Annotated in this window: 21 protein-coding genes, 2 tRNA genes and 1 pseudogene; 11 read left to right on the top strand and 13 right to left on the bottom strand. The window is 70.1% G+C overall.

Going from position 1 to position 23246, the window contains the following annotated elements:
* Nucleotides 1-83: 83 nt before the first annotated feature.
* The 4 genes from bcp to BCY76_RS13860 all read right to left on the bottom strand — a co-directional run bounded on the left by bcp (nucleotide 84) and on the right by BCY76_RS13860 (nucleotide 4354).
* Nucleotides 84-548: a thioredoxin-dependent thiol peroxidase gene (gene bcp, locus BCY76_RS13875; RefSeq protein WP_070158723.1), complete on the bottom strand. Its 465-nt coding sequence runs from the start codon at nucleotides 546-548 to the stop codon at nucleotides 84-86.
* Between the two features lie 100 nt (nucleotides 549-648).
* Complete coding sequence (locus BCY76_RS13870; RefSeq protein WP_070158724.1) at nucleotides 649-1980, bottom strand: DUF4032 domain-containing protein; 1332 nt, start codon at nucleotides 1978-1980, stop codon at nucleotides 649-651.
* Between the two features lie 67 nt (nucleotides 1981-2047).
* Nucleotides 2048-2833, bottom strand: a complete 786-nt coding sequence (otsB, locus tag BCY76_RS13865) for a trehalose-phosphatase (protein WP_083277266.1) — start codon at nucleotides 2831-2833, stop codon at nucleotides 2048-2050.
* A gap of 18 nt (nucleotides 2834-2851) precedes the next feature.
* Nucleotides 2852-4354: an alpha,alpha-trehalose-phosphate synthase (UDP-forming) gene (locus tag BCY76_RS13860; protein WP_070158725.1), complete on the bottom strand. Its 1503-nt coding sequence runs from the start codon at nucleotides 4352-4354 to the stop codon at nucleotides 2852-2854.
* 313 nt (nucleotides 4355-4667) lie between these two features.
* On the opposite strand from BCY76_RS13860, the gene BCY76_RS13855 reads away from it, so the two are divergent.
* From BCY76_RS13855 to BCY76_RS13840, 4 genes are all read left to right on the top strand, one after another.
* On the top strand, nucleotides 4668-5585 hold the full coding sequence (locus BCY76_RS13855; RefSeq protein WP_139827811.1) for a DsbA family protein: 918 nt from the start codon (nucleotides 4668-4670) through the stop codon (nucleotides 5583-5585).
* 112 nt (nucleotides 5586-5697) lie between these two features.
* Nucleotides 5698-5773, top strand: a tRNA-Thr gene (locus tag BCY76_RS13850).
* A 390-nt stretch (nucleotides 5774-6163) separates the two neighbouring features.
* Complete coding sequence (locus BCY76_RS13845; RefSeq protein ID WP_237090173.1) at nucleotides 6164-7690, top strand: DHA2 family efflux MFS transporter permease subunit; 1527 nt, start codon at nucleotides 6164-6166, stop codon at nucleotides 7688-7690.
* Between the two features lie 430 nt (nucleotides 7691-8120).
* The gene (locus BCY76_RS13840) at nucleotides 8121-9197 is read left to right on the top strand and encodes a polysaccharide deacetylase family protein (protein ID WP_201791143.1); all 1077 of its coding nucleotides are present in this window, start codon (nucleotides 8121-8123) and stop codon (nucleotides 9195-9197) included.
* Nucleotides 9198-9213: 16 nt separating this feature from the next.
* Here the strand turns inward: BCY76_RS13840 and BCY76_RS13835 are convergent, their stop codons facing one another.
* From BCY76_RS13835 to BCY76_RS13825, 3 genes are read right to left on the bottom strand one after another with little or no spacing between them, the layout of a single operon-like run.
* Nucleotides 9214-9525: an AzlD domain-containing protein gene (locus BCY76_RS13835; RefSeq protein ID WP_070162367.1), complete on the bottom strand. Its 312-nt coding sequence runs from the start codon at nucleotides 9523-9525 to the stop codon at nucleotides 9214-9216.
* Entirely contained in the window at nucleotides 9522-10229 is a 708-nt protein-coding gene (locus BCY76_RS13830) for an AzlC family ABC transporter permease (RefSeq protein WP_070162365.1), read from the bottom strand. Before BCY76_RS13830 ends, BCY76_RS13835 begins: the two co-directional genes overlap by 4 nt.
* On the bottom strand, nucleotides 10226-10813 hold the full coding sequence (locus BCY76_RS13825) for a helix-turn-helix domain-containing protein (protein ID WP_070162373.1): 588 nt from the start codon (nucleotides 10811-10813) through the stop codon (nucleotides 10226-10228). Before BCY76_RS13825 ends, BCY76_RS13830 begins: the two co-directional genes overlap by 4 nt.
* A 175-nt stretch (nucleotides 10814-10988) precedes the next feature.
* On the opposite strand from BCY76_RS13825, the gene BCY76_RS13820 reads away from it, so the two are divergent.
* The 4 genes from BCY76_RS13820 (at nucleotide 10989) to BCY76_RS13805 (ending at nucleotide 14314) form a co-directional block, all read left to right on the top strand.
* On the top strand, nucleotides 10989-11675 hold the full coding sequence (locus BCY76_RS13820; RefSeq protein WP_085437822.1) for an SDR family oxidoreductase: 687 nt from the start codon (nucleotides 10989-10991) through the stop codon (nucleotides 11673-11675).
* Nucleotides 11676-11786: 111 nt separating this feature from the next.
* Nucleotides 11787-11863: transfer RNA gene (locus BCY76_RS13815), tRNA-Val, on the top strand.
* Between the two features lie 202 nt (nucleotides 11864-12065).
* Nucleotides 12066-12860, top strand: coding sequence for a hypothetical protein (locus tag BCY76_RS13810; RefSeq protein WP_085437821.1), 795 nt, complete (start codon nucleotides 12066-12068; stop codon nucleotides 12858-12860).
* A 26-nt stretch (nucleotides 12861-12886) separates the two neighbouring features.
* On the top strand, nucleotides 12887-14314 hold the full coding sequence (locus BCY76_RS13805) for a threonine/serine ThrE exporter family protein (protein ID WP_083277778.1): 1428 nt from the start codon (nucleotides 12887-12889) through the stop codon (nucleotides 14312-14314).
* Between the two features lie 18 nt (nucleotides 14315-14332).
* Here BCY76_RS13805 and BCY76_RS13800 read toward each other — a convergent pair whose 3' ends face one another.
* Entirely contained in the window at nucleotides 14333-15031 is a 699-nt protein-coding gene (locus BCY76_RS13800; protein ID WP_070162357.1) for a uracil-DNA glycosylase, read from the bottom strand.
* A 323-nt stretch (nucleotides 15032-15354) separates the two neighbouring features.
* Between BCY76_RS13800 and BCY76_RS13795 the strand changes: the two genes are divergently transcribed.
* The 3 genes from BCY76_RS13795 to groL all read left to right on the top strand — a co-directional run bounded on the left by BCY76_RS13795 (nucleotide 15355) and on the right by groL (nucleotide 18330).
* Nucleotides 15355-15657, top strand: coding sequence for a DUF3263 domain-containing protein (locus BCY76_RS13795; RefSeq protein WP_070162354.1), 303 nt, complete (start codon nucleotides 15355-15357; stop codon nucleotides 15655-15657).
* Nucleotides 15658-15817: 160 nt separating this feature from the next.
* The gene (locus tag BCY76_RS13790) at nucleotides 15818-16399 is read left to right on the top strand and encodes a LytR C-terminal domain-containing protein (protein WP_070162352.1); all 582 of its coding nucleotides are present in this window, start codon (nucleotides 15818-15820) and stop codon (nucleotides 16397-16399) included.
* 293 nt (nucleotides 16400-16692) lie between these two features.
* Nucleotides 16693-18330, top strand: a complete 1638-nt coding sequence (gene groL / locus BCY76_RS13785; protein WP_070162350.1) for a chaperonin GroEL — start codon at nucleotides 16693-16695, stop codon at nucleotides 18328-18330.
* Nucleotides 18331-18437: 107 nt separating this feature from the next.
* Here the strand turns inward: groL and BCY76_RS13780 are convergent, their stop codons facing one another.
* The 5 genes and pseudogenes from BCY76_RS13780 to BCY76_RS18235 all read right to left on the bottom strand — a co-directional run.
* The gene (locus tag BCY76_RS13780; protein ID WP_070162348.1) at nucleotides 18438-18728 is read right to left on the bottom strand and encodes a WXG100 family type VII secretion target; all 291 of its coding nucleotides are present in this window, start codon (nucleotides 18726-18728) and stop codon (nucleotides 18438-18440) included.
* A gap of 75 nt (nucleotides 18729-18803) precedes the next feature.
* Nucleotides 18804-20408 carry a sensor histidine kinase gene (locus BCY76_RS13775; RefSeq protein ID WP_083277777.1) on the bottom strand — a complete coding sequence of 535 codons (1605 nt, stop codon included), beginning with the start codon at nucleotides 20406-20408 and terminating at the stop codon, nucleotides 18804-18806.
* Nucleotides 20409-20418: 10 nt separating this feature from the next.
* The gene (locus tag BCY76_RS13770; protein WP_070162346.1) at nucleotides 20419-21153 is read right to left on the bottom strand and encodes a response regulator transcription factor; all 735 of its coding nucleotides are present in this window, start codon (nucleotides 21151-21153) and stop codon (nucleotides 20419-20421) included.
* A gap of 107 nt (nucleotides 21154-21260) precedes the next feature.
* Complete coding sequence (locus tag BCY76_RS13765) at nucleotides 21261-22907, bottom strand: DNA repair helicase XPB (RefSeq protein WP_070162344.1); 1647 nt, start codon at nucleotides 22905-22907, stop codon at nucleotides 21261-21263.
* Nucleotides 22904-23246: pseudogene (locus tag BCY76_RS18235) on the bottom strand (hypothetical protein); the annotation flags it as partial. The pseudogene BCY76_RS18235 and the gene BCY76_RS13765, both read right to left, overlap by 4 nt.

Below are 23246 nucleotides of genomic sequence, written 5' to 3'. Positions count from 1 at the left end.
CGGGCCCCGACCAGATCTGGTCGGGGCCCGCGGCGTCTGGGTCTGGTGCGGGGCGGAGCGCGGACGGCGCTCAGGCGCCGAGCTCAGACTCCCAGGGTGCGGCGCAGGGCGGCCACATGCCCGTCGGCGGCGACCTCGTAGGCTGCGTGGCGCAGGGTGCCCTCGGGGTCGATGACGAAGGTGGAGCGCAGGGTGCCCTCCACCGTGCGGTCTCCGAGGTTCTTGGTGCCGAAGGTGCCGTAGGCGCGGGCGGTGGCCTGGTCGGCGTCGGAGAGCAGCGGGAAGGTCAGCTGCTGGTCCTCGGTGAAGCGGCGCAGCGCCTCTGGCTCATCGGGGGAGACCCCGACGACGGCGTAGCCGGCCGCCTGCAGGGAGGCCAGGTTGTCCCGGAAGTCGCAGGCTTCGGTGGTGCAGCCCGGCGTGGCGGCCTTGGGGTAGAAGTAGACGATCAGGTGCTGCCCGGCGAAGTCGGCGGTGCTGACCTGGTTGCCGTCGGCGTCGGACAGGGTGAAGGCGGGGGCCGGCTGGCCCACCTGAAGGCGTGTCATGAGGTCTCCTCGAGAGGGGTCAGGGACTCCGCCAGTGTATCGCTATGCGGAATCATAAATCCATGATGTGGATATCAAGGGGTGTTTGTCGCGCCCCATGTCACTCCGGGTCCGCCGCCCAGACGGCGTCGTCCTCCCCGGTGAAGCTGATGCCGTCGTCGTCCTCGTCGTCGCGCTCTCCGCGTTCCAGCTGCTCGATCACATCGGTGGGCGGGTTGATCATCAGCACCGCCTCGTCCCGGTAGCCGCGCAGCTCCTCCTCGATGAAGCTGGGCAGCGCATCGGCCAGGTCCACGTCGCGGCCCTCCCGCTCGGAGAGCTTCCAACGGTGGTCGATCAGCTGGTGCATCAGCTCGGCCGGCTCCAGCTTGTCCCGCAGCTCCCGGGGGATCTGGGCGATCAGCGGCTGGAACACCTGCTGGGTCCACATATGGGCCGCCACCGCCTCATCCCCGTGCGGGTCGGTCTGCGCCCGGTAGGCGTCGATCGCGCCCAGCAGCCGCCGGGCCTGGTTCTCCTGCACGTCCAGGCCGGTGAGGTTCATCAGCCGCCGCTGGTGGTGCCCGGGGTCCACCACCTTGGGGCGCAGCAGCAGCTTGCCGTCCGCGCTGGCCGAGCGGATATCGTATTCCTCGACGTCGAAGCCCAGCTCGTTGAGCCGGCGGATCCGCTCCTCGATCAGCCACTGCTGGTCCGGGTTGAAGGCGGTGTCCCCGGTGAGCTCGCTCCACAGGCCCCGGTAGGAGTCGATGAACTGGTGGCTGGTGGCGATGGGATCGACCTCCTCGTCCACCATGCCGCCCTCCATGAGGTCCATCAGCTCCCCGGCGATGTTCACCTGGGCCAGCTCGAGGTCGTACTCGCGCTGTCCGGTGGAGAGCTCGGGGTGGATCTCCCCGGTCTCGGCGTCCACCAGGTAGGCGGCGAACTGGCCGGCATCGCGGCGGAACAGGGTGTTCGACAAGGAGACGTCGCCCCAGTAGAAGCCGATCAGGTGCAGCTCCACCATCAGCAGCGCCTGGGCGTCGATCAGTCGGTGCAGGGTCTCCTTGCGCATCATCTGGTTGAACACCGCCCGATACGGCAGCGAGAACCGCAGGTGCCGGGTGATCAGCGCCGGGGACAGCGCAGTGCCGTCCTCCCGGGTGCGACCGGTCACCTCGGCCACCGGCTTCACGCACGGCGCGCCCAACCGGCCCAGCCGGCGCAGCATCCGGTACTCGTGCCGGGCGGCCCGCTCCGAGGTCTCCTTGATGGCGATGATCGACCCGCCCAGATGGGCGAAGCGCACGATGTGCCGGGAGATGCCTCGCGGCAGCGCGGCGATCACGTCCTCCGGCCACTCCACCAGCGGCAGATGCCACGGCAGGTCCAGCAGCTCCTGCGGGATGGTGCCGGAGGCGGTCAGGCTCAGGCCTGGGACTGGATTCACTGCTGCTCCTTCTCTGCGGCCGGGGCCCCTGCGGCTCCGGCCCGCTCGCGGGCGTCTGCGATCACGGTCAGCACATCGGCCAGCTGGGGCGGAGCCCCGATCCTGTGGTCGCGCGGGTCTCACCCACGCCCACCTTCACCCCGACGTCGGCACCGGCCAGCACCGCGAATCCGAACTCGTCGGTGACGTCGTCGCCGGCGAAGAACACCGCATCCGGGGACACCAGCTCGCGCAGCTCGGTGATGCCCTCGCCCTTGGTGGCCTGCACGACCACGGCCTCCAGCACCGCCTTGCCCTCCTTCGGGTGGACCTCGTCCAGGGCAGCGACGGCGGCGCGCGCCTCGGTGAGCACCTGCTCGGCCTCCGCGGCGTCGGGCACCTTGCGCACATGCATGGCTGCCCCGGCGGGCTTGTGCTCCACCCAGGCACCGTCGGTGTGGGCCGCGATGGTCTCGAAGACCTCCAGCAGGCGGGTCCGTGCGGCCTCCTGCTTCGAGGCCAGGACCAGCTGCGCATCCTCCTCGGCCAGGTCCGCCACATCCCGTTCGGCGCCGTGGGAACCGATCAGCAGGGTTCCCGACGGCGGCGCGGCGATCTCCCGCAGCGTGTCCAGTCCGCGCCCGGAGACATAGGCGACCCGCACCCCGTCGAACTCCGAGAGGCGCTGGACCGCCTCCGCGTTGGCCGGCACCGGCCGGGCATCGTCAGCGTCGGGGACCAGCTCGGCCACACAGCCGTCGAAGTCCAGGCACACCAGGATCTTCGGCAGCGCGGCGAAGCGCCGCAGGGCGGCCACCAGGTCACCGTCCAGCGCCGTCACGGAGGCGTCCCGTGGAGCGTGATCTGTGGTCATGGCTCGAGTATCTCCCGATCAGCGCAGCTCCGCCAGACGCTCGAGGAACTCCTCGGCCCAGCGCTGCACGTTGTGGGAGACCACCTGACGGCGCAGGCTGCGCATCCGCCGTCGCGCATTCTCCGGCTCCATGGTGGCGGCCTTGACCATCGCAGTCTTCAGTTCGTCCACATCATGGGGATTGATGAGCAGCGCCTGACGCATCTGGTCCGCCGCGCCGGTGAACTCGGAGAGCACCAGCACGCCCTGTCCCGACTTGCGGGCGGCCACATACTCCTTGGCCACCAGGTTCATGCCGTCGCGCAGCGCGGTGACCAGCATGACGTCGGCGGCCAGATACAGCGCCACCATCTCTTCCACCGGGTAGGAGTGGTGCAGGTAGCGGATCGCGGTGTGGGCCAGGGTGTCGTACTCGCCGTTGATCCGCCCGACGGTGGACTCGATCTCCTCCCGCAGCAGCCGGTAGGACTCCACGCCTTCCCGGGAGGGGCTGGCCACCTGCACCAGGCAGGCCTGGCCCACCGTGAGCTCGCCGTCGGCCAGCAGCTCCTCGTAGGCCTTCATCCGGTGCCGGATGCCCTTGGTGTAGTCCAGGCGGTCCACGCCCAGGAAGATCGTCTCCGGGTTGCCCAGCTCGCGCCGGATCTGCTCGGAGCGGGCGATGATGTCCGGGCGCTCCGCCAGCTCCACGATCTTCTGGGTGTCGATGGAGATGGGGAACGCCTTGGCCTCCGCGATGCGGTAGTCGCCCTGCTGCGGGGCGGCCGCCTGGCGGGCGACCGTGCCGCGCGCCGGGTCCGGATGCAGGCCGGGCAGGGAGGACAGCTGGTCCGGCTCCGGCTCTTCGGAGGGGACGTAGATCTGGTCCGACTTGATGTAGTAGCCCAGCCGGTGGCGCACCACCCGCTGGAAGTTCCGGGCGTCAGACTCGCGCTGGAAGCCGATGAGGTCTGCGCCGAGCAGTCCCCGCAGCACCGAATGCCGCCAGGGGAGCTGGGAGAACAGTCCCGGGGGAGGGAAGGGGATGTGGTTGAAGAACCCGATCCTCACATCCGGGCGCAGCTCGCGCAGCATGGCGGGCACCAGCTGCAGCTGGTAGTCCTGCACCCAGATGGTCGCACCTTCGGCGGCGACGGCGGCCGCGGCCTCTGCGAAGCGCCGGTTCACCCGTCGATACGCCTCGAACCAGTGGCGGTGGAACTCCGGGCGGGCGATCACATCATGGTAGAGCGGCCACAGCGTCGCATTGGAGAACCCCTCGTAGTAGTCCTCCACCTCCTGCTCGCTCAGCCGGACGGGCACCAGGTGCATGCCGGCGTGGTCGAACGGCTCCAGCGTCTCATCCGCCGCACCGTGCCAGCCCACCCAGGCGCCGTCGGACTGCGCCATGATCGGGGCCAGAGCGGTGACCAGTCCGCCGGGGGAGCGGCGCCACCCCGTCCCGCCGTCCTCAGTGGTGATCCGGTCCACGGCGAGCCGATTGGCCACCACCACGAAGTCGTACCCGCTCTTCTGAGCCATCAGCGCGAACTCCCTTCCTCTCGAGGACGGCGTCCGCTGCGACCATCACCACCGGCGATGGCCTGTGACGCCCGTCGCATCCTGTGTGGCGCAACTCTACCCGGACCGGCGCCGTTCCGGGCCTGAATGTGAGGAAGATCGACCTCCGGCCGGCTGAGCCCTGTCAGCGCGGCGACGGCGTCGTGACCAGCCACGACGCCGCCGTCATGGGAGCCGACCCGTCCAGGAAACCCCCGGAGTGAGGGGCTACCCTGGATGCGACCGTTCCCCGGATCCGCCTGCGCGGAGCCGGCACTACGACATCTTCGGAGACATGATGGCTCGAAATCCCCAGACCTCGGGCGGCAGCGCCCGCGACCAGGCCCGACGCATCCAGCAGGAGGAGGAGGCCAAGCAGCGCAGGACTTCCGTGATGCTGCGCGTCGGCGTGATCGTGGTGGCGCTCGCCGTCGTGGTGGGTCTGACCTTCTTCATCATCAATCAGCGCGCCGGTCAGGAGCGGATGACCGCCAGCGAAGGCCCCGCTCCCGCCTCGGCGAACGAGCAGGGCGGCATCACGCTGACCTCGGCCACCGAGATCATCGACGGGGCCGACCTCGGCACGGTCGACGCCTCGGACGTGCCGGAGTCCGAGACCGAGCTGCCCATCGGTGTGGAGCCGGGCGAGGAGGGTGAGCCCCCGCATCTGGTGGTCTACGCCGACGTGAACTGCGTGCACTGCGCCAACTTCGAGACTGAGCACGGCGAACAGATCAAGGAATGGGTCGACGCCGGCCAGATCACCGTCGAGTACCGCATGGTCGGGTTCCTGGACCAGAACTCCACCACCAACTACTCCTCGCGAGGGGCCAACGCCACGGTCTGCATGGCGGAGGAGTCCCCGGAGAACTACCTGGACTACCTGGCCGAAGTCGTGACGCACCAGCCGCAGGGGGAGCTGTCCAACGACGAGCTCGTCGCTCGGGCCGAGGCCTACGGTGCGGACATCGAGTCCTGCGTGGAGGGTGGCACCTACCGGGCCTTCGTCACCTACACCTCGCGCCAGGCCTCCGCTCAGGGTGTGGGCGGGACGCCGACCGTCTACCTCGACGACGAGGACTGGAGCACCTCCGAGATGGGCTTCCGGGAGTTCGTCGAGTCGAGGATCGGCGACGCGGACGCCGACGAGGACGCCGACGACGAGGATGCTGACGCTGAAGACGCCGACGGGGACGCGGACGACGAGTCCTGATCCTGCGGACCGCGGGCGGGGGCCATGCTTCCGCCCGCAGGGTCGTCCGACCATGAACTGGTCACCTGAGGAGATCCGCCGGTAGGATGGGTCTCCGGCGCTGCGGCGCCACGCCTCCTTAGCTCAGCTGGTAGAGCAGCTGTCTTGTAAACAGCAGGTCGTCGGTTCGAACCCGGCAGGGGGCTCCACAGCATCCCGGATCCGCGGACAGCCCGCGGACAGCCCGCGGACAGCCCGAGGACAGGCGTTCCATGCGCGGCGCGCATGCGTCGATGTCCGCCTGATCTTCAGAAGATCTCACCGACGATCGGGAATACCTGCGCCGGGCCGCCGGTTGACTGAAGCGGACTAGCATGCACCCTGTGCCTCTCCGTCGCTGTCGCGACGATGCCCGGTGCCATGCGGCAGCCCTCCCTCCCTGCTACGGGATGCGGCGCCGCCGTCTGACCATCGACCCACCGTGAGTCCTGCAGGTCCGTGCCTCCGAGGCACGGACCTGCAGGACCATCATCGTCTCCGGAGGCCTCATGAGCGCACCGTCAACCCCGCCGCCCGCACCCCCCGTCGAGGTGCCCAGGATGCCCGCCGGTGACAAGTTCACCATCGGCACGCTGCTCATCGCCGCGTTCATCATGATCCTCAACGAGACCATCATGAACGTCGCCCTGCAGCCGCTGATGGTGGAGTTCCAGGTCGGAGAGACCACCATCCAGTGGCTGACCACCGCGTTCATGCTGACCCTGGCCACGGTCATCCCCACCACGGGTTACCTGATGCAGCGGTTCAGCCTGCGGACCGTCTTCACCATCGCCATGGTGCTCTTCAGCCTCGGCACGGCGATCGCCGCGGCCGCCTTCGGGTTCCCCATGCTGCTGGTCGGTCGCATCGTGCAGGCCGCCGGCACCGCGATGATGCTGCCCCTGCTGATGACCACCACGCTGACCCTGGTGCCGCTGCAGCGCCGCGGGGTGGTCATGGGGAACATCTCCATCGTGATCTCGGTGGCTCCGGCCACCGGTCCGGCGCTGTCCGGGCTGATCCTGCACATCGCCGACTGGCGGTTCCTGTTCCTGATGATCCTGCCCATCGCCCTGGTGGCGCTGGTGCTGGGGCGTCCCCGTCTGGACAGCAGCCCCGGAGTCAAGGGCGGCGGACTGTCCGTGCCCTCGCTGCTGCTCTCGGTGCCCGGCTTCGCCGGAGTCGTCTACGGCATCAGCCAGCTCGGCGGTGGCCACGGTGAAGGTGCCGGCGTGGATGAGACCGTCGAAGCCGGCGTCGACGTCGTCGCCCTGGTGGTGCTGATCGTCGGCGTGCTGTTCCTGGCCGCCTTCACCTGGCTGCAGATCCGCCTGCAGAAGGGCGGGAACCCGCTGCTGAATCTCTCGCCGTTCCGGTACACCATGTTCACGCGCTCGCTGCTGATGATGCTGCTGATGATGATCGCCCTGTTCGGCGCGATCATCATGCTGCCGCTGTTCCTGCAGCAGGTCCGCGGTCTGGACACGCTGCAGACCGGCCTGCTGATGCTGCCTGGCGGCGTGCTGATGGCGCTCCTGGCTCCGATCGTCGGGCGCCTCTATGACCGCGTCGGCCCCAAGCCGCTCGTCGTCCCCGGGGCCTCCCTGTTGGTCATCGCGCTGTTCCTGATGAGCCTGCTGAGCCCGGACAGCAGCATCTGGGCGGTCCTCGGGCTGCACCTGGTGCTCAGCTTCGGGCTGGCCTGCCTGTTCACCCCGGCCTTCACCACGGCCATGAATCCGCTGCCGCAGCCGCTGTACTCCCACGGCTCAGCGGTGCTGAACACCCTGCAGCAGCTGGCCGCCGCCGTCGGCACTGCGCTGCTGGTCACCGTGCTGGGCCTGGGTGCGGCCGCCGCGACGGCTCGCGGGCTGGACCCTGACGCCGCCGCCGTCGAAGGCTTCCGCACCGCCTTCCGCACGGCTGCCGTGATGAGCCTGGGCACCCTGGCCCTCGGGCTGACTCTGCGCGCCACCAAGGCCGGAGAGGCCGAGGGTGGGGACCTGCGGAGCATGGCCGACCGGACCAGGGGGAGGCCGCGCCGGCCGCCGCCCACTGAGAGCCGCCCACTGAGAATCGCCCGCTGAGAGCGGGCGGGATCCACAGACGACGCCGGGCCCGGCAAGAGATGCACCTGATCATCTCTGCCGGGCCCGGCGTCGTCTGTCTGCGTGAGGTCTGCGGCCGTCTGGCAGGGCCGCGTCCGGCGCCGCGTTCGTCCTGCCGGCGCCGATGTTCTTCCCTGGGTGGGAAGCGGGGCCCGCCCGCACCGAGCGGGCCCCTGTCGCACCCAAGTGAGGACCACCTTACAGAGTGGATCAGGAATACGCAACGCCTATGTGTTGAAAATTCGCAGCGTCGATCATGGGTCGCCAGCGGGTAGCGGTCCCGGCGCGTCGGCGGGTCACGTGGGGAGCGTTCGCCCGGCGTCGCCGCGCGGATCGAGCGACATTGTTGCGCGGGAGTTCGTAAATGCCGCTACGCTCCTGCCGTGTCGCAGATCACAGGAGGACAGCCATGGTCAGGTTCGCTCGCACCGCTCTCACCGCCGCCCTCACCGGGGGTATGATGCTCGCCGCCCTCGGCCCCGGCGCCCAGGCCGCACCGGGCGGCTCCGGCGGCTCCGCGCCGACCGGCGGCCACCCCGATCCGGTGCCGGAGCTGGTCCGCCAGGCCCAGGGGGTGGGCGTCGTCGTCGCGCTCACGGTGGACGACGGCCCGAATCCCGGCGAGACCGACGCGCTGCTGGACCTCCTGGCCGTGCGTGACATTAGGGCGGTGTTCTGCGTGATCGGGCAGAACATCACCGCCCCTGGAGGTGCGGAGCTGCTGCGTCGGATCGTCGACGACGGCCATGTGCTGTGCAATCACACCACGAGCTATGCGGACATGGCCGGGTGGGAGTCCGAGGAGATCCGTCAGGACCTGACCGAGACGCTGGAGATCATCCGCGATGCCCTCGACGACCCCCAGGCGCCCGTGCCGTTCTTCCGGGCGCCCAACGGCAGCTGGGGGCAGACGCCGGAGGTCGCCGTCGAACTGGGGATGCAGCCACTCGCGGTGGTCAACACGATCGCCGACTGTGAGACCCAGGACGAACAGATCCTCACGGAGAACCTGCGGGAGGCCATCGTGCCCGGCGAGCTGGTGCTCGTCCACGACGGCGGCGGGGACCGGTGGGGCACCATCTCCGCGGTGGAGACCGTGGTCACCGAGAAGCTCGCCGACGGCTGGGAGTTCACCCTGCCCGTGGGGATCGACACGGGTGACGACGGCGAGGCCGGTGCTCCGGGCCCCGGCACGGGTGGCGGTCAGGGCTCGCACGAGCGGGCCCGTCACCAGGTCGTCGCCGGCGACGAGCGGGAGCTCCGGCTCGACGGTCTGCCGCCCCGCACCGCGGTGGAGCTTCTGCTGAGCCCTGCCGGCGCCCGGGATGAGGCCTCGGTGCTCGGTGCCGGGGAGACCGATGCGCACGGGGCGGCTGACCTCGTCGTCACGGTCCCGGAGGATGCTGCGCCGGGGCGGCATGAGGTGATCGTGATGGCCGACGGCGACCAGCCCACAGCAGTCCAGCAGTGGGTGGTCAGGCCCTGAGTGCGTAAGTCACGGGTCAGCCGATGCCGAGGGCCCGCAGGCCCGCGGCGGCTCCGGCTCCGGCGATCACCACCACGAGGAACGGGGCCCGCAGCAGCAGAGCGACGGCGGCGGCGAGCAGGGCGCCGACCCGCGCGTCGAGCACCACGCCGCCATCGCCTGAAGCGGTGTTCATGGCCACCAGGGAGGCCAGCAGCGCCACCGTCATCAGGGTGGAGAGCCGGCCGACCAGCGGGTGCTCCAGCCAGGAACCCGGCACCAGGTAGCCGAGGAGCTTGGTGGCGTACACCGCCGCACAGGCCAGCAGGACCCAGAGCCACAGCGTCATGGGCGGACCTCCTCGTGCTCCTTGTGCGTCCTCGTCGACTCGGCGCCTCCGCTCCGGCCGCGGGTGACCAGGCCCCAGGACGCCGCGACGACAGCTGCCAGCAGCACCGGCACGCCGGCCGGCAGCATCGGCATGGTCAGCACCGTGACCAGGGCGGCCACTACGGCCAGCGCCCAGGGCTCCCGAGACCTCAGCCGCGGCCACAGCAGGCCCAGGAAGGCGGCGACCACCGCCCCGTCGAGCCCCAGCGCCTCCGGCTCCGCCACGAAGTCGCCCAGCAGGGCGCCGACCACGGTGGCGAGGTTCCACCCGACATAGACGCCCAGACCGGTCACCCAGAATTCGCGGCGCCGCTCCTCGGGGTCGGTCTGGCTCATGGCGTTGGCCGCCGACTCGTCGATGGTGAGCTGCGCGCTGACCCAGCGCCGCCAGCCCGAGGGGTCGAACATGGCCTTCATCTGCACCGCGTAGATGGTGTTCCGTGCGCTGAGCAGCGTCGAGGCGCCCAGTGCGGCGCCCCCGGAGCCGCCGGCGGCCAGGATTCCGATGAAGGCGAACTGGGACCCGCCCGAGAACAGCAGGGCCGAAAGTGCCACCGTCTGCCACAGCGTCAGTCCTGAGGCCACGGACAGTGCACCGAAGGAGAGCCCGTACAGGGAGACGGCGGCGGCGATGGAGAGTCCCATCCGGGTGGCCGGCGTCATCGCGGGCCTCCCGGGGTGCCGGCGGGATGCTCCATGAGCAGGGCGAACCACGCGCCCGCGGTGAGGGCCTCGTAGGTGTGCGGGACGTCGCCGGCGAAGGTGGCATAGTCGCCGGGTTCCAGGATGAAGGGTGCATCCTCCGGACCGAGGCGGATCCTGCCGGAGCCGATCACCACGTGCTCGACGGAGCCCGGCGGATGCGGTGCGGCGCTGCGCGGCTCCCCAGGCTCCAGGCTCACCACGTAGAGGTCCCTCTGGGCGGAGCTCCGGCCGGTGTGCAGCAGAGTGGCCAGGTAGTCGGACTCGGCGGAGGGCACCGGGGTGCGGTCCGCGGCGCGGATGATCCGCGGTCCGCGGGGAGGGGCCTCCACCAGGCGGGCGAAGGGGATGCCCAGGGTGGAGGCGATGGACCACAGGGTCTCCACGCTAGGGTTCGCCTGTCCGGACTCCAACTGGGAGACGGTGGACTTCGCGATGCCGACGCGGCGGGCGAGCTCGCTGATCGAGAGCCCGGCCTGCTGTCGTTCGGCGCGCACCGCCGCGGCGATGTGCGCCCGCAGTGCGTGATGATCCTGCTCAGCCATGAAACCTCCTTCGTTCGGTACATCATGCCATGTGTTCGGCATGGCGAACCAGCCGGAGGGGCGTCGCAGCGGGCCTGGTGGGAGGAATAGCTGGACCGTGCAGATGTTGTGCCAGAAGGCGAACCTGTTCAGCAGGGCGCCTGCCCGATCCCGAGATCGACCGAAGGAGAATTCCATGGCACAGGACAAGCGCGTCGTCATCCTGGGCGGCCACGGGAAGGTGGCGATGCTCGCCGCCCCCAAGCTCGTCTCCGCCGGATGGAGCGTGGATTCGCTCATCCGCAACCCGGATCACCGAGACGACGTCGCGGCCACCGGGGCCACTCCGGTGGTCCTGGACATCGAGAACGCCGACGTCGACCAGCTCGCCGAGGCCTTCGACGGCGCAGACGCCGTCGTCTTCTCCGCCGGTGCCGGGGGCGGCAATCCTGCCCGCACCCGCGCGGTGGACCTGGAGGCCGCCGTCCGGTCCATGGAAGCCGCGGAGCAGGCCGGGGTCACCCGCTACGTGATGGTCTCCTATGTCCGGGCCGAGACCGACGTGGACACCCTGGACAAGGAGAGCTCCTTCTACCCCTACGCGGAGGCCAAGCACCACGCCGACTCCCACCTGCGCGGCACCGCTCTGGACTGGACCATCCTCGGCCCCGGCTCGCTGACCCAGCAGCCGGCCACGCGCCGACTGCAGGTGGTCGACGCCGGCGGGCTGATCGACGGCCGCAGGCCCGACGCCGCGGAGGTCGGGGCCTCCCGGGAGAACGTGGCCGAGGCGATCACCCATGTGCTCACCGCCGGCGCCGCGGTGCGCCGGACCGTGAACTTCTACGACGGCGAAACCCCGCTGGAGGAGGCGCTCGCCTGATTCGGCGGCATCGCCTCGGGCGCCCCGGGCCCCGGTTTTCCGAATCGGGGCCCGAGGTGCTAATCTTTTCTGGCGCTCGCAGGCAGGCTGAATGCCGGCGAGATCACGCACGGATCCGTAGCTCAGATGGTTAGAGCGCTCGCTTCACACGCGAGAGGTCGATGGTTCGAGTCCATTCGGATCCACCATTTCGCAGCACACCGCCCTGTCGGGCCGCCGCCACTCTGGCCGGCGACCGGCGGGGCGGTTCTGTACCGTCGCCCGCTTCCAGATCGTCCCGATCGGCGATCGGCGGGCCAAGGACCCCACGACGCCTCGGGCGCTCGACCCCGCCGCGAGCCCCACCGCGTAGATTGGGAGACGATCCGAGACATCCTGAAGGGAGGGGCAGTGGCAGCTCAGCAGGGCCGCAGGGGCACCCGCGACGTCCAGCCGCACGAGGACGAGGCCCGCTGCGGGGCGGATGGCGTGGCCGGTCCGGACGAGTCGGGCGGGCCGGGGACGTCGGGCGACCAGCACGGGCTGGGGGAGCACCATGCCAGCACGGACGCCGTCGAGGCCATCGACCCCGTCATCTCCGAGCCCGACGCCGAGGTCACCCTCATCCCGGTGGTGCGGCCAGCCTCCGCCGGCGAGGACGAGGAGGAGGACACCTCCACCGGATTCGTCCGGGCCCTGACCGGCAGCATCGCCTCCTCCTGGCAGGCCTCCCGAGAGGCCGAGGCCACCTTGGAATGGGAGGAATACGACGCCGAGGCTGCCGAGCGTGCCCAGGAGGAAGCCGCCCAGGCCGAAGTGGAGGCGGTCCGCCACGAGTACGCCCCCGACGCCTTCTATGACTCCCCGGTCGACAGGCCTGACCTCGGCCAGCACGGGCATCCTGGGCATCCCGGTCAGCACGTCCAGTCCGGTCCTCCCACCTCACCGCTGCCGCGGCCCCACACGCACACCTTCGATGAAGCCCGTCAGGAGCTGGGGCACCCGGAGCGCCCTGCGGACCGGGTGTCCACCGGCGAGTGGACCCCCGTCGGAGACTGGGCCCAGACCGAGGCGCTGGGGCCTCAGATCCCCGGCGACCGCGCCCTGGCGGCGGACCCGCACGAGGTCTCCGCCGCGCCCGCCAGCGAACCGATCCGTCGTCGCTCCGTGCTCCGCCCCGCAGGGACGAACTGGCGGACCAGCTGAAGCTGCCCCCGCTGTTCGACCGCTCCGTGTTCGAGCAGAAGGTGCGGCCGCAGAACGTGCTGCGCCGCATCATGCGGGCCGAGACGACCCACACCCAGGCCGTGCCGTTGGTGGACCGACTCGTGGGCACCCCCTACGCGAACCCCCGTCAGGCCGAGCAGCCGGTGGACTCGGACGAACTGGCCACGATCGCCTTCGTCCTCGACCTGGGGGAGGCGCTGTTCCGGTACGGGGCCGGCGCCCTGGAGGTGGAGACCTCGATCATCGCGGTCACCGCGGCCTTCGGGATGAAGAACACCGACGTCGACATCACCAACCAGTCGATCAGCCTCAACTGGGCACCGGACGGCAAGATCCCCTACTCCCGGGTGCGCGTGGTGCGTTCCTGGTCCCGGAACTACAAGGCCCTGGCCGCGGTGCATGAGCTGGTCACCGACATCATCTCCGGGCGGCTCACCCGCGGCGAGTCGGCCGAGCGGCTCCAGGAGATCACCCGGGAGCCCAAGCCGTATCCGCGCTGGATGGTGAACCTGGCCGGAGCTCTGTTCGCCAGCCTGTTCGCGAGCTTCCTCGGAGCCCCGCTTCTGGACGCCGCCCTCGGCTTCGCCGCGACCCTGGTGGTGCTGGGCATCACCCGTCAGCTGGCGGTCTGGAGGGTCCCGGAGTTCTTCACCCTGGCCGCCGGCGGTTTCATGGCCACCTTCATCGCCATGGGCGCCTTCATGCTGGACGCGCCCATCACTCCGTCCATGGTGGTGGCGGGCGGGCTGATGATCCTGCTGCCCTCGGCCCGGGTGGTCTCCGCCATCCAGGACGCGATCAACGGCTTCCCCATCACGTCCGCCGGACGTCTGGTCTCCGCGATGATCGCCTTCGCGGGGATGACAGCGGGCATCATGGCCGGCGTCGTGCTGGCCGACCTGCTGGGTGCCCCGCACATCGAGGTGGCGGTGGGGCTGACCCGCATCTACCATCCGACCGTGCTGGTGGCGCTGGTGTTCGTCGCCGCGATGGCCGCCGCCGTCGTGGAGCAGGCGCGCTGGAAGATGCTGCTGCCCACCGGTGCCGTCTCGGCCCTGGGCTTCCTGCTGTTCTATGCCGGTGAGCTGATCGGGCTGGGGGAGCGGATGACCCCGATCCTGGGCGCGACGGTGGTCGGCGCGCTGGGCCGTGTGGTGGCGCTGCGCATGGGCGCCCCGCAGCTGGTGGTCGCCGTGCCGGGCATGATGTTCATGCTCCCGGGTCTCATGGTCTTCCGGGGCATGTATCAGATCGCTCTCGACAACCCCGAGGTCACCCTGGTGGACTCGATGATGGGCGGGCTGACCGAGCTGTTCAGCGCCCTGATCATCATCCTGGGCATCGCCGCCGGCATCGTGCTCGGCGATGTGCTGATGCGTCCGTTCACCTCGGGGCTGCAGTCCAACGAGCGGTCCCGCGGCCGACGCCGCTGAGCAGTCAGACGGGTGCGGTCAGGCGGGTGCGGTCAGGCGCCAGTCCACCGGAGCCGCGCCCAGGTGCTGCAGAGCGTCGTTGGTCCGGGAGAACGGCCGCGAGCCGAAGAAGCCTCGATGGGCGGACAGCGGCGAGGGGTGCGGGCTGGTGATCACTGCCGTGTGGTCTCCCGCATTCAGCAGCGGCTGCAGGCGCCGCGCATCGGCGCCCCACAGGATGGAGACCAGCGGGGTGTCCCGGGCCACCAGCGCCCGGACGGCGGCCTCGGTGATCTGCTCCCATCCGATGCCCCGGTGCGAGCCCGGGCTGCCTGCGGTGACGGTGAGGACCCTGTTGAGCATCAGCACCCCCTGCCGGCTCCACGCCGTGAGATCGCCATGCGGAGCGGGCTCGATGCCGAGGTCCTGATGCAGCTCTCGGAAGATGTTCTGCAGGCTGCGGGGCAGCGGCCGCACATCCGGGGCTACGGCGAAGGACATGCCGATCGGATGCCCCGGGGTGGGGTAGGGATCCTGGCCGAGGATCAGGACCCGGACGTCGTCGAAGGGCTGCCGGAAGGCGCGCAGCACGGCCTCCGGGGCGGGCAGCACGTGCTCGCCGGAGGCCCGGCGGCGGGTCAGCTCCTCGCGGACGCGGGCGAACTGCGGCTCCTGCTCGGCCAGGGCCCGCTCCCAGCCGGACTCCAGAGGTGCGACGAGGTTCTCGGAGAGCTCCATGGGCCACCACCTTAGAGGCTGCCTGGGAGGTACGTGGTCGCTCGTCATGCGCCCGGAGGTGGTCCGCGGAGGATCCAGGAGGCGATTTCCGGTGCATCTCAGAAAGCTTGCGCGCGTTGCCCAGGGGGTGATGCGCGGGGAAATGACTCCTCGACGTGCGGGGCGCGGCCGGACTGGGGAGAGTCCGCCGTGCGCCGGGCGTCCCTGTGGCAGCGAACACACAGCGGGTGATATGCGCCGTCGTGCCTGCTCCGGGCCGTAGGATGGGCGCAGAACCAGCGGGCCGGTCGCGCATCGGCCCGAATCGAGATCAGGAGGCATCGATGAGCTCTGCCAGCTCGGCCGAAGCCGTCACCCGTGACGAGGTCGCGGACGCGCCGTCTGACGCCGGGGAACTGACCGAGCAGGAGCAGCAGATCCTGGCCCTGGAGCGCCAATGGTGGAAGTACGCCGGGGCCAAGGACCAGGCGATCAGCGATCAGCTGGGCATCTCAGCGGTGTCCTACTACCAGCTGCTCAACCGGCTCATCGACTCCGAGGCGGCCCTCGCCCACGACCCCATGCTCGTCAAGCGCCTGCGCCGCCAACGCGACGCGCGGCAGCGGGCTCGGGCCTCCCGCCGGTGACCGTCGAGATGAGGAGTCCCGCGATCACGAGCCCTGAGATGACGAGCCCTGAGATGTTGAGCTCCGGGATGTTGAGCTCCGATGCCACGAGCGGGCCGGGCTCTCCGGTCCGCCTCACCGTCCGTCCGCAGTCCGCGCACAGCCTGAGGATCGCCACACCATGAGCAAGTTCCCGCACGACGAGTTCGACGACGTCCCTCCCTATCAGCAGGGCGAGGCCGGCAAGCACCGTGCCCCGGCCGAGGCCTCCACGGGCTCCCGGGGCGGGGGCCTGAAGTGGATCGGGCTGCTCGCGGTTCTGGCCCTGGCGGTCGGCGTCGTCAGTTACTTCGTGCTGCCCACCCTGCGCGACGGCGACACCGAGGCCTCCGATCAGGACCAGGCCCAGGAGGAGTCCGACGGCGAGGACGAGGGTTCCGAGGACGGCGCCGCCGAGGACGGCGAGGAGGGTGCCGAGGAGGAGCCCACCGGCACCGCCGCGGACACCGAGGCGGCCGTACAGGTCCTGGGCTACGAGGGCGCCGAATCCGAGGCCGCGGCCACGCTGGAGGAGATGGGCTACAACGTCACCTACGTGGCCGAGTGGACCTACGACGACGTCGACACCCCCGTGGTCTTCTACCCGGCGGGCTCCGAGGAGCACGCCGAGGACGTGGGGCAGAATCTCGGCATCGAGCGGGTGGAGGAGAACAGCGCGTGGAGTTCGGTGGCCGTCGTGGTCGACGGCGATTTCGCCGAGTGAGATCAGCCGCGCAGCAGCAGGCGGGAGCTCACCTCAGGGGTTTGCACTCGCCTGCACAGAGTGCTAAAAATTGAGCTAGCACTCTCCCCCGGAGACTGCCAGCCCGGTGACGGGTGCAGCCTCCTGCGGCGGCGAGTGGGATGAACCTGAACAGGTGAGGCCACCGAAACCATGCGCCCCCGGTGACGCGGGGGTGCGGCCGTCCGTCGCGGGCACCTCTCAAGGTTCGACCCGATTGACGCGAACACGTCTGAATCATCATCACCCGCAGTCCAGGAAGGACACGTGCCGATATGGCTAAGACCATTGCATTCGACGAAGAGGCCCGCCGGGGCCTCGAGCGGGGCCTGAACAGCCTCGCCGACGCCGTCAAGGTCACCTTGGGCCCCCGCGGCCGCAACGTCGTGCTGGAGAAGCAGTGGGGCGCCCCCACCATCACCAACGACGGCGTCTCGATCGCCAAGGAGATCGAGCTGGAGGACCCCTACGAGAAGATCGGCGCCGAGCTGGTCAAGGAGGTCGCCAAGAAGACCGACGACGTCGCCGGTGACGGCACCACCACCGCCACCGTGCTGGCCCAGGCGCTCGTCAAGGAGGGCCTGCGCAACGTGGCCGCCGGTGCCGACCCGATGGGCCTGAAGCGCGGCATCGACAAGGCCGTCGAGGCGGTCACCGAGGAGCTCTTCAAGTCCGCCAAGGAGATCGAGACCAAGGAGCAGATCGCCGCCACCGCATCGATCTCCGCCGCCGACAACCAGATCGGTGAGCTGATCGCCGAGGCGCTCGACAAGGTGGGCAAGGAAGGCGTCATCACCGTCGAGGAGTCCAACACCTTCGGTCTGGAGCTCGAGCTCACCGAGGGCATGCGCTTCGACAAGGGCTACCTCTCCGGCTACTTCGTCACCGACGCCGAGCGTCAGGAAGCGGTCCTCGAGGACCCGTACATCCTGATCGCGAACTCCAAGATCTCCTCGGTCAAGGACGTCATCGGCGTCCTGGAGCAGGTCATGCAGTCCGGCAAGCCGCTGCTGGTCATCGCGGAGGACGTCGAGGGTGAGGCCCTGGCCGCTCTGGTGGTCAACAAGCTCAAGGGCACCTTCAAGTCCGTGGCCGTCAAGGCCCCCGGCTTCGGCGACCGCCGCAAGGCCATGCTGGCCGACATCGCCATCCTCACCGGTGGCCAGGTCATCGCCGAGGAGGTCGGACTCAAGCTGGAGAACGCCACCCTGGACCTGCTGGGCACCGCCCGCAAGGTCGTGGTCACCAAGGACGAGACCACCATCGTCGAGGGCGCCGGCGACGCCGACGAGATCGCCGGCCGCGTCTCCCAGATCAAGGCCGAGATCGAGAACAGCGACTCGGACTACGACCGCGAGAAGCTGCAGGAGCGCCTGGCGAAGCTGGCCGGCGGCGTGGCCGTCATCAAGGCCGGTGCTGCCACCGAGGTGGAGCTCAAGGAGCGCAAGCACCGCATCGAGGACGCCGTGCGCAACGCGAAGGCCGCCGTGGACGAGGGCATCGTCGCCGGCGGTGGCGCCGCTCTCATCCAGGCCGGCGCCCGGGCGTTCCAGTCCCTGTCCCTGGAGGGCGACGAGGCCACCGGTGCGAACATCGTGAAGTTCGCCGTGGAGGCCCCGCTGAAGCAGATCGCCATCAACGCCGGCCTCGAGCCCGGCGTGGTGGCCGAGAAGGTCAAGGGTCTGGCCGACGGCACCGGTCTCAACGCCGCCACCGGCGTGTACGAGGACCTGCTGGCCGCCGGCGTCAACGACCCGGTGAAGGTGACCCGTTCGGCACTGCAGAACGCGGCCTCCATCGCCAGCCTCTTCCTCACCACTGAGGCCGTCGTGGCCGACAAGCCCGAGAAGAACGCCGGCGGCGCCGGCGCCGAGGGCATGGACCCGATGGGCGGCATGGGCGGCATGATGTGATCATGCCCGGCCCGTCGCGCTGAGCAGCACGAGAGCCCCGCAGGCATCAGCCTGCGGGGCTCTCGTCATGCTCAGGGGAATCGCAGCGCCCGCCCGGGGCGCGCCCGTCAGCGGCCGAACATGCGGGTGTTCGCGGACTCCGTCTCCTCATACTGCGAGGAGGCCGCGGCCATCGCCTGCCGGACGCTGGCCAGCGACTGCTCCACCTGCACCTGGGTGCTGCGCCACTGGGTCAGCACCTCCTGGAACGCGGTGGAGGCCGAGCCCTTCCAGGACTCCTGCAGCTGGCGCAGCTGGGACTCCATGGAGTTCACGTCGGTCTGGATGCGGGTCAGGGTGGACTCCACGGTCTGGGACTTGGCCATCAGGTCCGCGGTGTCGATCTGCAGCACTGCCATGATCGGCTCTTCCTTCCGTCGATGGGCGGGACGCTCCCCACAGTAGGAGGAGCGGACCGTCGCCGTCGCGGAGGATCAGCGGCCTGTGGAGGAACCGGGCGTGTCGTCGCCGTCGGACCGTCCCTGTGGAGGAACGGGACCGTCCTGCAGCTCCGCCAGCTCATGATCCTCCACATCGGATTCGTGGTCGGACTGGTCGCTGGGCTCCACCATCGGCAGCCGCAGGGTCATCGTGGCCCCGCCGCCCGGAGTCTGCTGGTGCCGGACCGTGCCGCCGTGCTGGGCGGCGATGGCCGCGACGATGGCCAGTCCCAGGCCCGTGCCGCCGGTGCCCCGGTCCCGGGAGTTGTCGGCTCGGTAGAAGCGCTCGAAGATCCGTGCGGCGTCCTCCTCGGAGATCCCCTCCCCATGGTCCCGGACCTGCAGCACGGAATCGGTGCGCCCGGCCACCAGGGACTCCGTGCCCACCACCAGCTCGATGGGGGATCCCTCAGGGGTGTAGCGCAGGGCGTTGGTCACCAGGTTGGTGACGATCTGGCGGATCTTGCCCTCGTCCCCCAGCACCGGGGCGGCCGCCGGCGAGCCGCCGTGCAGCCCCACCACCTGCACCGTGCGGTCCGGGGCGTTGACGCCCATGTCCATGGCCGTGTCGTGGGCGATCAGGTTCAGGTCCACCGGGGCCAGCTGCAGCGGACGCTGCTCGTCCAGCCGGGCCAGGGTGAGCATGTCCTCCACCAGCTGGCCCATCCGCTTGGCCTCGGACTCGATGCGACTCATCGCCGCGCCCACGGCCTCCGGATTGTCGCTGACCCCGCCCTGCCGGTACAGCTCGGAGAAGCCGCGGATGGTCACCAGCGGGGTGCGCAGCTCATGGGAGGCGTCCTGGATGAACTGGCGCATCTTCTGCTCCGAGGCGGTCTTGGCCTGGAAGGCCTCCTCGATGTGCTCCAGCATCACGTTCAACGAGCTCGACAGGCGGCCGATCTCGGTCTCCGGCGGCGCGGTGGTCTCCACGCGCTGGGAGAAGTCCCCGCCGGCGATCGCCGCGGCGGTCTTCTCCACCCGGAACAGCGGCCGGAAGGCGCGGGTCACCACCGCATAGGCGATCGTGGAGGCCCCGAGCGTGGCCAGCAGGCCGATCGTGGCCACCAGGAAGGTGGCGCGCTCCACGGAGGTGTCCACGTCCTCCAGCGGCAGCGCGATCGCCAGCGAGGCCTCCCCGGACTCGAGGCGGTAGACCTGCACGCGCCAGCCGCGCGAACCCTCCTCGGTGCCGGGCACCTCGAAGGACTGGCCCGCCTGCGCGAGCACGTCCTCGGCCGTCAGCGGCGGGATCTCCGGCAGGTCCTGGCCCTCCACACGCCGGTGGGTGGCGCTGTACTCCATCGGCTGGCCGTCATTGGTGAGCAGCACCCCGTAGAAGCGCAGGATCGCCAAGGCGTTCGCCCGATCCTCCGGGTCCGATCCCATCTCGGTGAGGTACATCGAGATGTTGTTCCGGTTCGTGTACAGGTCCTCGTCCAGGCTGCGCAGCAGCTCCTGACGGAACAGCGACGCCGAGACGAAGGTCGTCACCGCCAGGGTGAGGAGCAACAGGCCCGAGATGATGAAGACCAGCTGAGTGCGCAGCGAGGCGCTGCGCCATCGGCGCGCGGCGGAACGGACCGGTGTGAAGGCCATGCCTGGGGGCTCAGTGCGACATCCCCTGGGAGCGCTGCCTCCGCTCCCAGGTCTGCAGCACGTAGCCCACGCCGCGCTTCGTCTGGATCATCGGGGCGCCCTCGGCCCCGGAGTCGATCTTGCGACGCAGATAGGAGATGTAGGACTCCACGATCGAGGCGTCCCCGTTGAAGTTGTACTCCCAGACGTGGTCCAGGATCTGCTGCTTGGAGAGCACCCGGTTCGGATTCATCATCAGGTACCGCAGCAGCTTGAACTCGGTGGGGGAGAGGTCCACCATCTCGCCGTCGCGGCGCACCTCGTGGGCGTCGTCGTCGAGCTCCAGGTTGTCGATCACGATGACGGCGTCCTCGTCCTGGTACGGCGCGGTGCGACGCAGCACGGCCCGGATGCGGGCGACGACCTCGTCCAGGGAGAAGGGCTTGGTGACGTAGTCGTCGCCGCCGACGGTCAGGCCGGTGATCTTGTCGTCCGTGTCGTCGCGGGCGGTGAGGAACAGCACCGGGAAGTGCTTGCCGGCCGCGCGCAGCCGCCGGGTCACCGTGAAGCCGTCCATGTCGGGGAGCATGACGTCCAGCACGGCCAGATCGGGTTGGAACTCCTCGGCCGTGTCCAGCGCCTCGCGCCCGTTCGAGGCCGCGGCGACCTCGAACCCGGCGAAACGCAGGGAGGTGGCGAGCAGCTCGCGGATGTTGGGCTCGTCGTCGACGACGAGCAGCTTGGCTTCGGCAGTCTTCTCAGTCACGGCGCCAGTGTCCCTCCGTTGTCTGGGAGTCAGCTGGACGTGCCCTGTGCGCCCAGTAAGGGTCTGCCGGGCTCCGCCTGCGCAGCGGGCCGGAGACAGTGCCACGCTCAGACCACATCGGAGCCGTCCAGGATGGTGTACCCGTAGCCCTGCTCGGACAGGAACCGCTGCCGCTTGGCCGCAAAGTCCATGTCCACGGTGTCCCGGGCGACGATCGAGTAGAAATGCGCCCGCTTCGCCTCATCGCCCCCGCCCGGGCGGAGCAGCCGGCCCAGCCGCTGGGCCTCCTCCTGCCGCGAGCCGAACGTCCCGGAGACCTGGATCGCCACCGAAGCCTGCGGCAGATCGATGGAGAAGTTCGCGATCTTGGAGACGACCAGCACATCCAGCTCCCCGGAGCGGAACTGGTCGAACCGGCGCTGCCGCTGCGCCGTCGACGTCGATCCCGTCAGCACCGGCGCACCCAGCCGCTCCCCGAGGGACTCCAGCTGCTCCACGAACTGTCCGATCACCAGGATCCGCTCGCCGCGGTGCCGATGGCGGGCCACCAGGCGGGCGACGACGTCGTCCTTGGCCGCGGTGCCCGCGGCCAGCCGATGCCTCTCGCGATCGGTGGCGGAGGCATAGTCCATCCGCTCCCCGCGCGGCAGGTCCACCCGGATCTCCACGCACTGGGCCGGAGCGATCCACCCTTGGGCCTCCATCTGCTTCCACGGGGTGTCGTAGCGTTTCGGCCCGATCAGCGAGAACACCTCCCGCTCCCGGCCGTCCTCCCGGATCAGAGTGGCGGTCAGCCCCAGCCGACGGCGGGCCTGCAGGTCCGCCGTCCGGCGGAAGATCGGGGCGGGCAGCAGATGGACCTCGTCATAGATGATCAACCCCCAGTCGTGCTGATCCAGCAGCTCCAGATGCGGATAGAGCTCGCCGCGGCGCACCGCCAGCACCTGGTAGGTGGCGATCGTGACCGGGCGGACCTCTTTGCGGTCCCCGGAGTACTCGCCGATCTCGTCCTCCTGCAGCGAGGTGCGGCGCAGCAGCTCGTCCTTCCACTGCCGGGCCGAGAGCGTGGAGTTGACCAGGATCAGCGTGATAGTCGCAGAAGTGGCCATCACCCCGGCGCCCACCAGAGTCTTGCCCGCCCCGCAGGGCAGCACGACGACGCCGGAGCCCGCCGCCCAGAAGCTGTCCACCGCCTCCTTCTGATAGGGACGCAGCGCCCAGTCCTCCTGCCGCAGCGCGATGGGGTGGGCGGTGCCGTCGACGAACCCGGCCAGGTCCTCGGTCGGCCAGCCCAGTCGCACCAGCTCCTGCTTGAGCTCCCCGCGGGCCTGCCCGTGCACGGCCACCGTGGCGTCGTCGATCTGCGGCCCGAGCAGCGGGGCGACCGTCCGCGCGCCGCAGACCTCCTCGACGATCGCCGGCTCCTCACCGCGCAGCACCAGACCATGCTGCGGGTCCTTCTCCAGGCGGATCCGGCCGTAGCGGTCCATGGTCTCGGCGATGTCCACCAGCAGCGAGTGGGGGACCGGGAAGCGGGAGAACTCCAGGAGGGTGTCCACCACGGTCTCCGCGTCGATCCCGGCCGCGCGGGCGTTCCACAGGCCCAGAGGGGTGATCCGGTACGTGTGGACGTGCTCGGGGGCGCGCTCCAGGTCGGCGAACGCGGCCACGCCTCGGCGTGCGGCGTCGGCCTGCTCGTGGTCCACCTCCAGCAGGACCGTCTTGTCCGACTGCACGATCAGCGGTCCGGTCATGGCGCGGCTCCCTCCCCAGGCTTCTCGGGCGTCTCGTCCCCGGTCTCATCCAGCAGCCGGACCGCGGTGATCCGGTGGACCAGCAGCACCGATTCGCCCTCCCCGGCGAGCTGGCGGATCCGCACCCGTCCGGCGTTGAGCGCCGTCGGCAGTCCGGAGAGCGTGTGCTCGCGACCCTCGGCGTCGACCCGGCGCAGCCACACCGGCTGCCGTGACCTCACCGCGGTGCGCAGCAGCCCCATCACGTCCGTGCCGCCCACGGGGCTCGTGGCCTCGGCGGCGACGGCGTCCTGGTCGGGGTCTGCGTCGCCGGCGATCGAGGCCCCGGCGCGGGCTCCG

Source organism: Nesterenkonia sp. PF2B19 (assembly GCF_001758425.2).
Classification (GTDB): Bacteria; Actinomycetota; Actinomycetes; order Actinomycetales; family Micrococcaceae; genus Nesterenkonia; species Nesterenkonia aethiopica.
The sequence above is the reverse complement of the archived record's forward strand: the minus strand, read 5'-3'. Positions and strand labels throughout refer to the sequence as shown.

Bases quoted from the DNA above. Each gene is read 5' to 3' on its own strand.
- BCY76_RS13775 (WP_083277777.1), bottom strand. From the start codon at position 20,408: ATGGCCTTCACACCGGTCCGTTCCGCCGCGCGCCGATGGCGCAGCGCC.
- BCY76_RS13790 (WP_070162352.1), top strand. From the start codon at position 15,818: ATGAGCAAGTTCCCGCACGACGAGTTCGACGACGTCCCTCCCTATCAG.
- BCY76_RS13860 (WP_070158725.1), bottom strand. From the start codon at position 4,354: ATGGCTCAGAAGAGCGGGTACGACTTCGTGGTGGTGGCCAATCGGCTC.
- BCY76_RS13825 (WP_070162373.1), bottom strand. From the start codon at position 10,813: ATGGCTGAGCAGGATCATCACGCACTGCGGGCGCACATCGCCGCGGCG.
- bcp (WP_070158723.1), bottom strand. From the start codon at position 548: ATGACACGCCTTCAGGTGGGCCAGCCGGCCCCCGCCTTCACCCTGTCC.
- BCY76_RS13830 (WP_070162365.1), bottom strand. From the start codon at position 10,229: ATGACGCCGGCCACCCGGATGGGACTCTCCATCGCCGCCGCCGTCTCC.
- BCY76_RS13800 (WP_070162357.1), bottom strand. From the start codon at position 15,031: ATGGAGCTCTCCGAGAACCTCGTCGCACCTCTGGAGTCCGGCTGGGAG.
- BCY76_RS13845 (WP_237090173.1), top strand. From the start codon at position 6,164: ATGCCCGCCGGTGACAAGTTCACCATCGGCACGCTGCTCATCGCCGCG.
- BCY76_RS13765 (WP_070162344.1), bottom strand. From the start codon at position 22,907: ATGACCGGACCGCTGATCGTGCAGTCGGACAAGACGGTCCTGCTGGAG.
- BCY76_RS13855 (WP_139827811.1), top strand. From the start codon at position 4,668: ATGATGGCTCGAAATCCCCAGACCTCGGGCGGCAGCGCCCGCGACCAG.
- BCY76_RS13780 (WP_070162348.1), bottom strand. From the start codon at position 18,728: ATGGCAGTGCTGCAGATCGACACCGCGGACCTGATGGCCAAGTCCCAG.
- BCY76_RS13820 (WP_085437822.1), top strand. From the start codon at position 10,989: ATGGCACAGGACAAGCGCGTCGTCATCCTGGGCGGCCACGGGAAGGTG.
- BCY76_RS13840 (WP_201791143.1), top strand. From the start codon at position 8,121: ATGGTCAGGTTCGCTCGCACCGCTCTCACCGCCGCCCTCACCGGGGGT.
- BCY76_RS13795 (WP_070162354.1), top strand. From the start codon at position 15,355: ATGAGCTCTGCCAGCTCGGCCGAAGCCGTCACCCGTGACGAGGTCGCG.
- otsB (WP_083277266.1), bottom strand. From the start codon at position 2,833: ATGACCACAGATCACGCTCCACGGGACGCCTCCGTGACGGCGCTGGAC.
- groL (WP_070162350.1), top strand. From the start codon at position 16,693: ATGGCTAAGACCATTGCATTCGACGAAGAGGCCCGCCGGGGCCTCGAG.
- BCY76_RS13835 (WP_070162367.1), bottom strand. From the start codon at position 9,525: ATGACGCTGTGGCTCTGGGTCCTGCTGGCCTGTGCGGCGGTGTACGCC.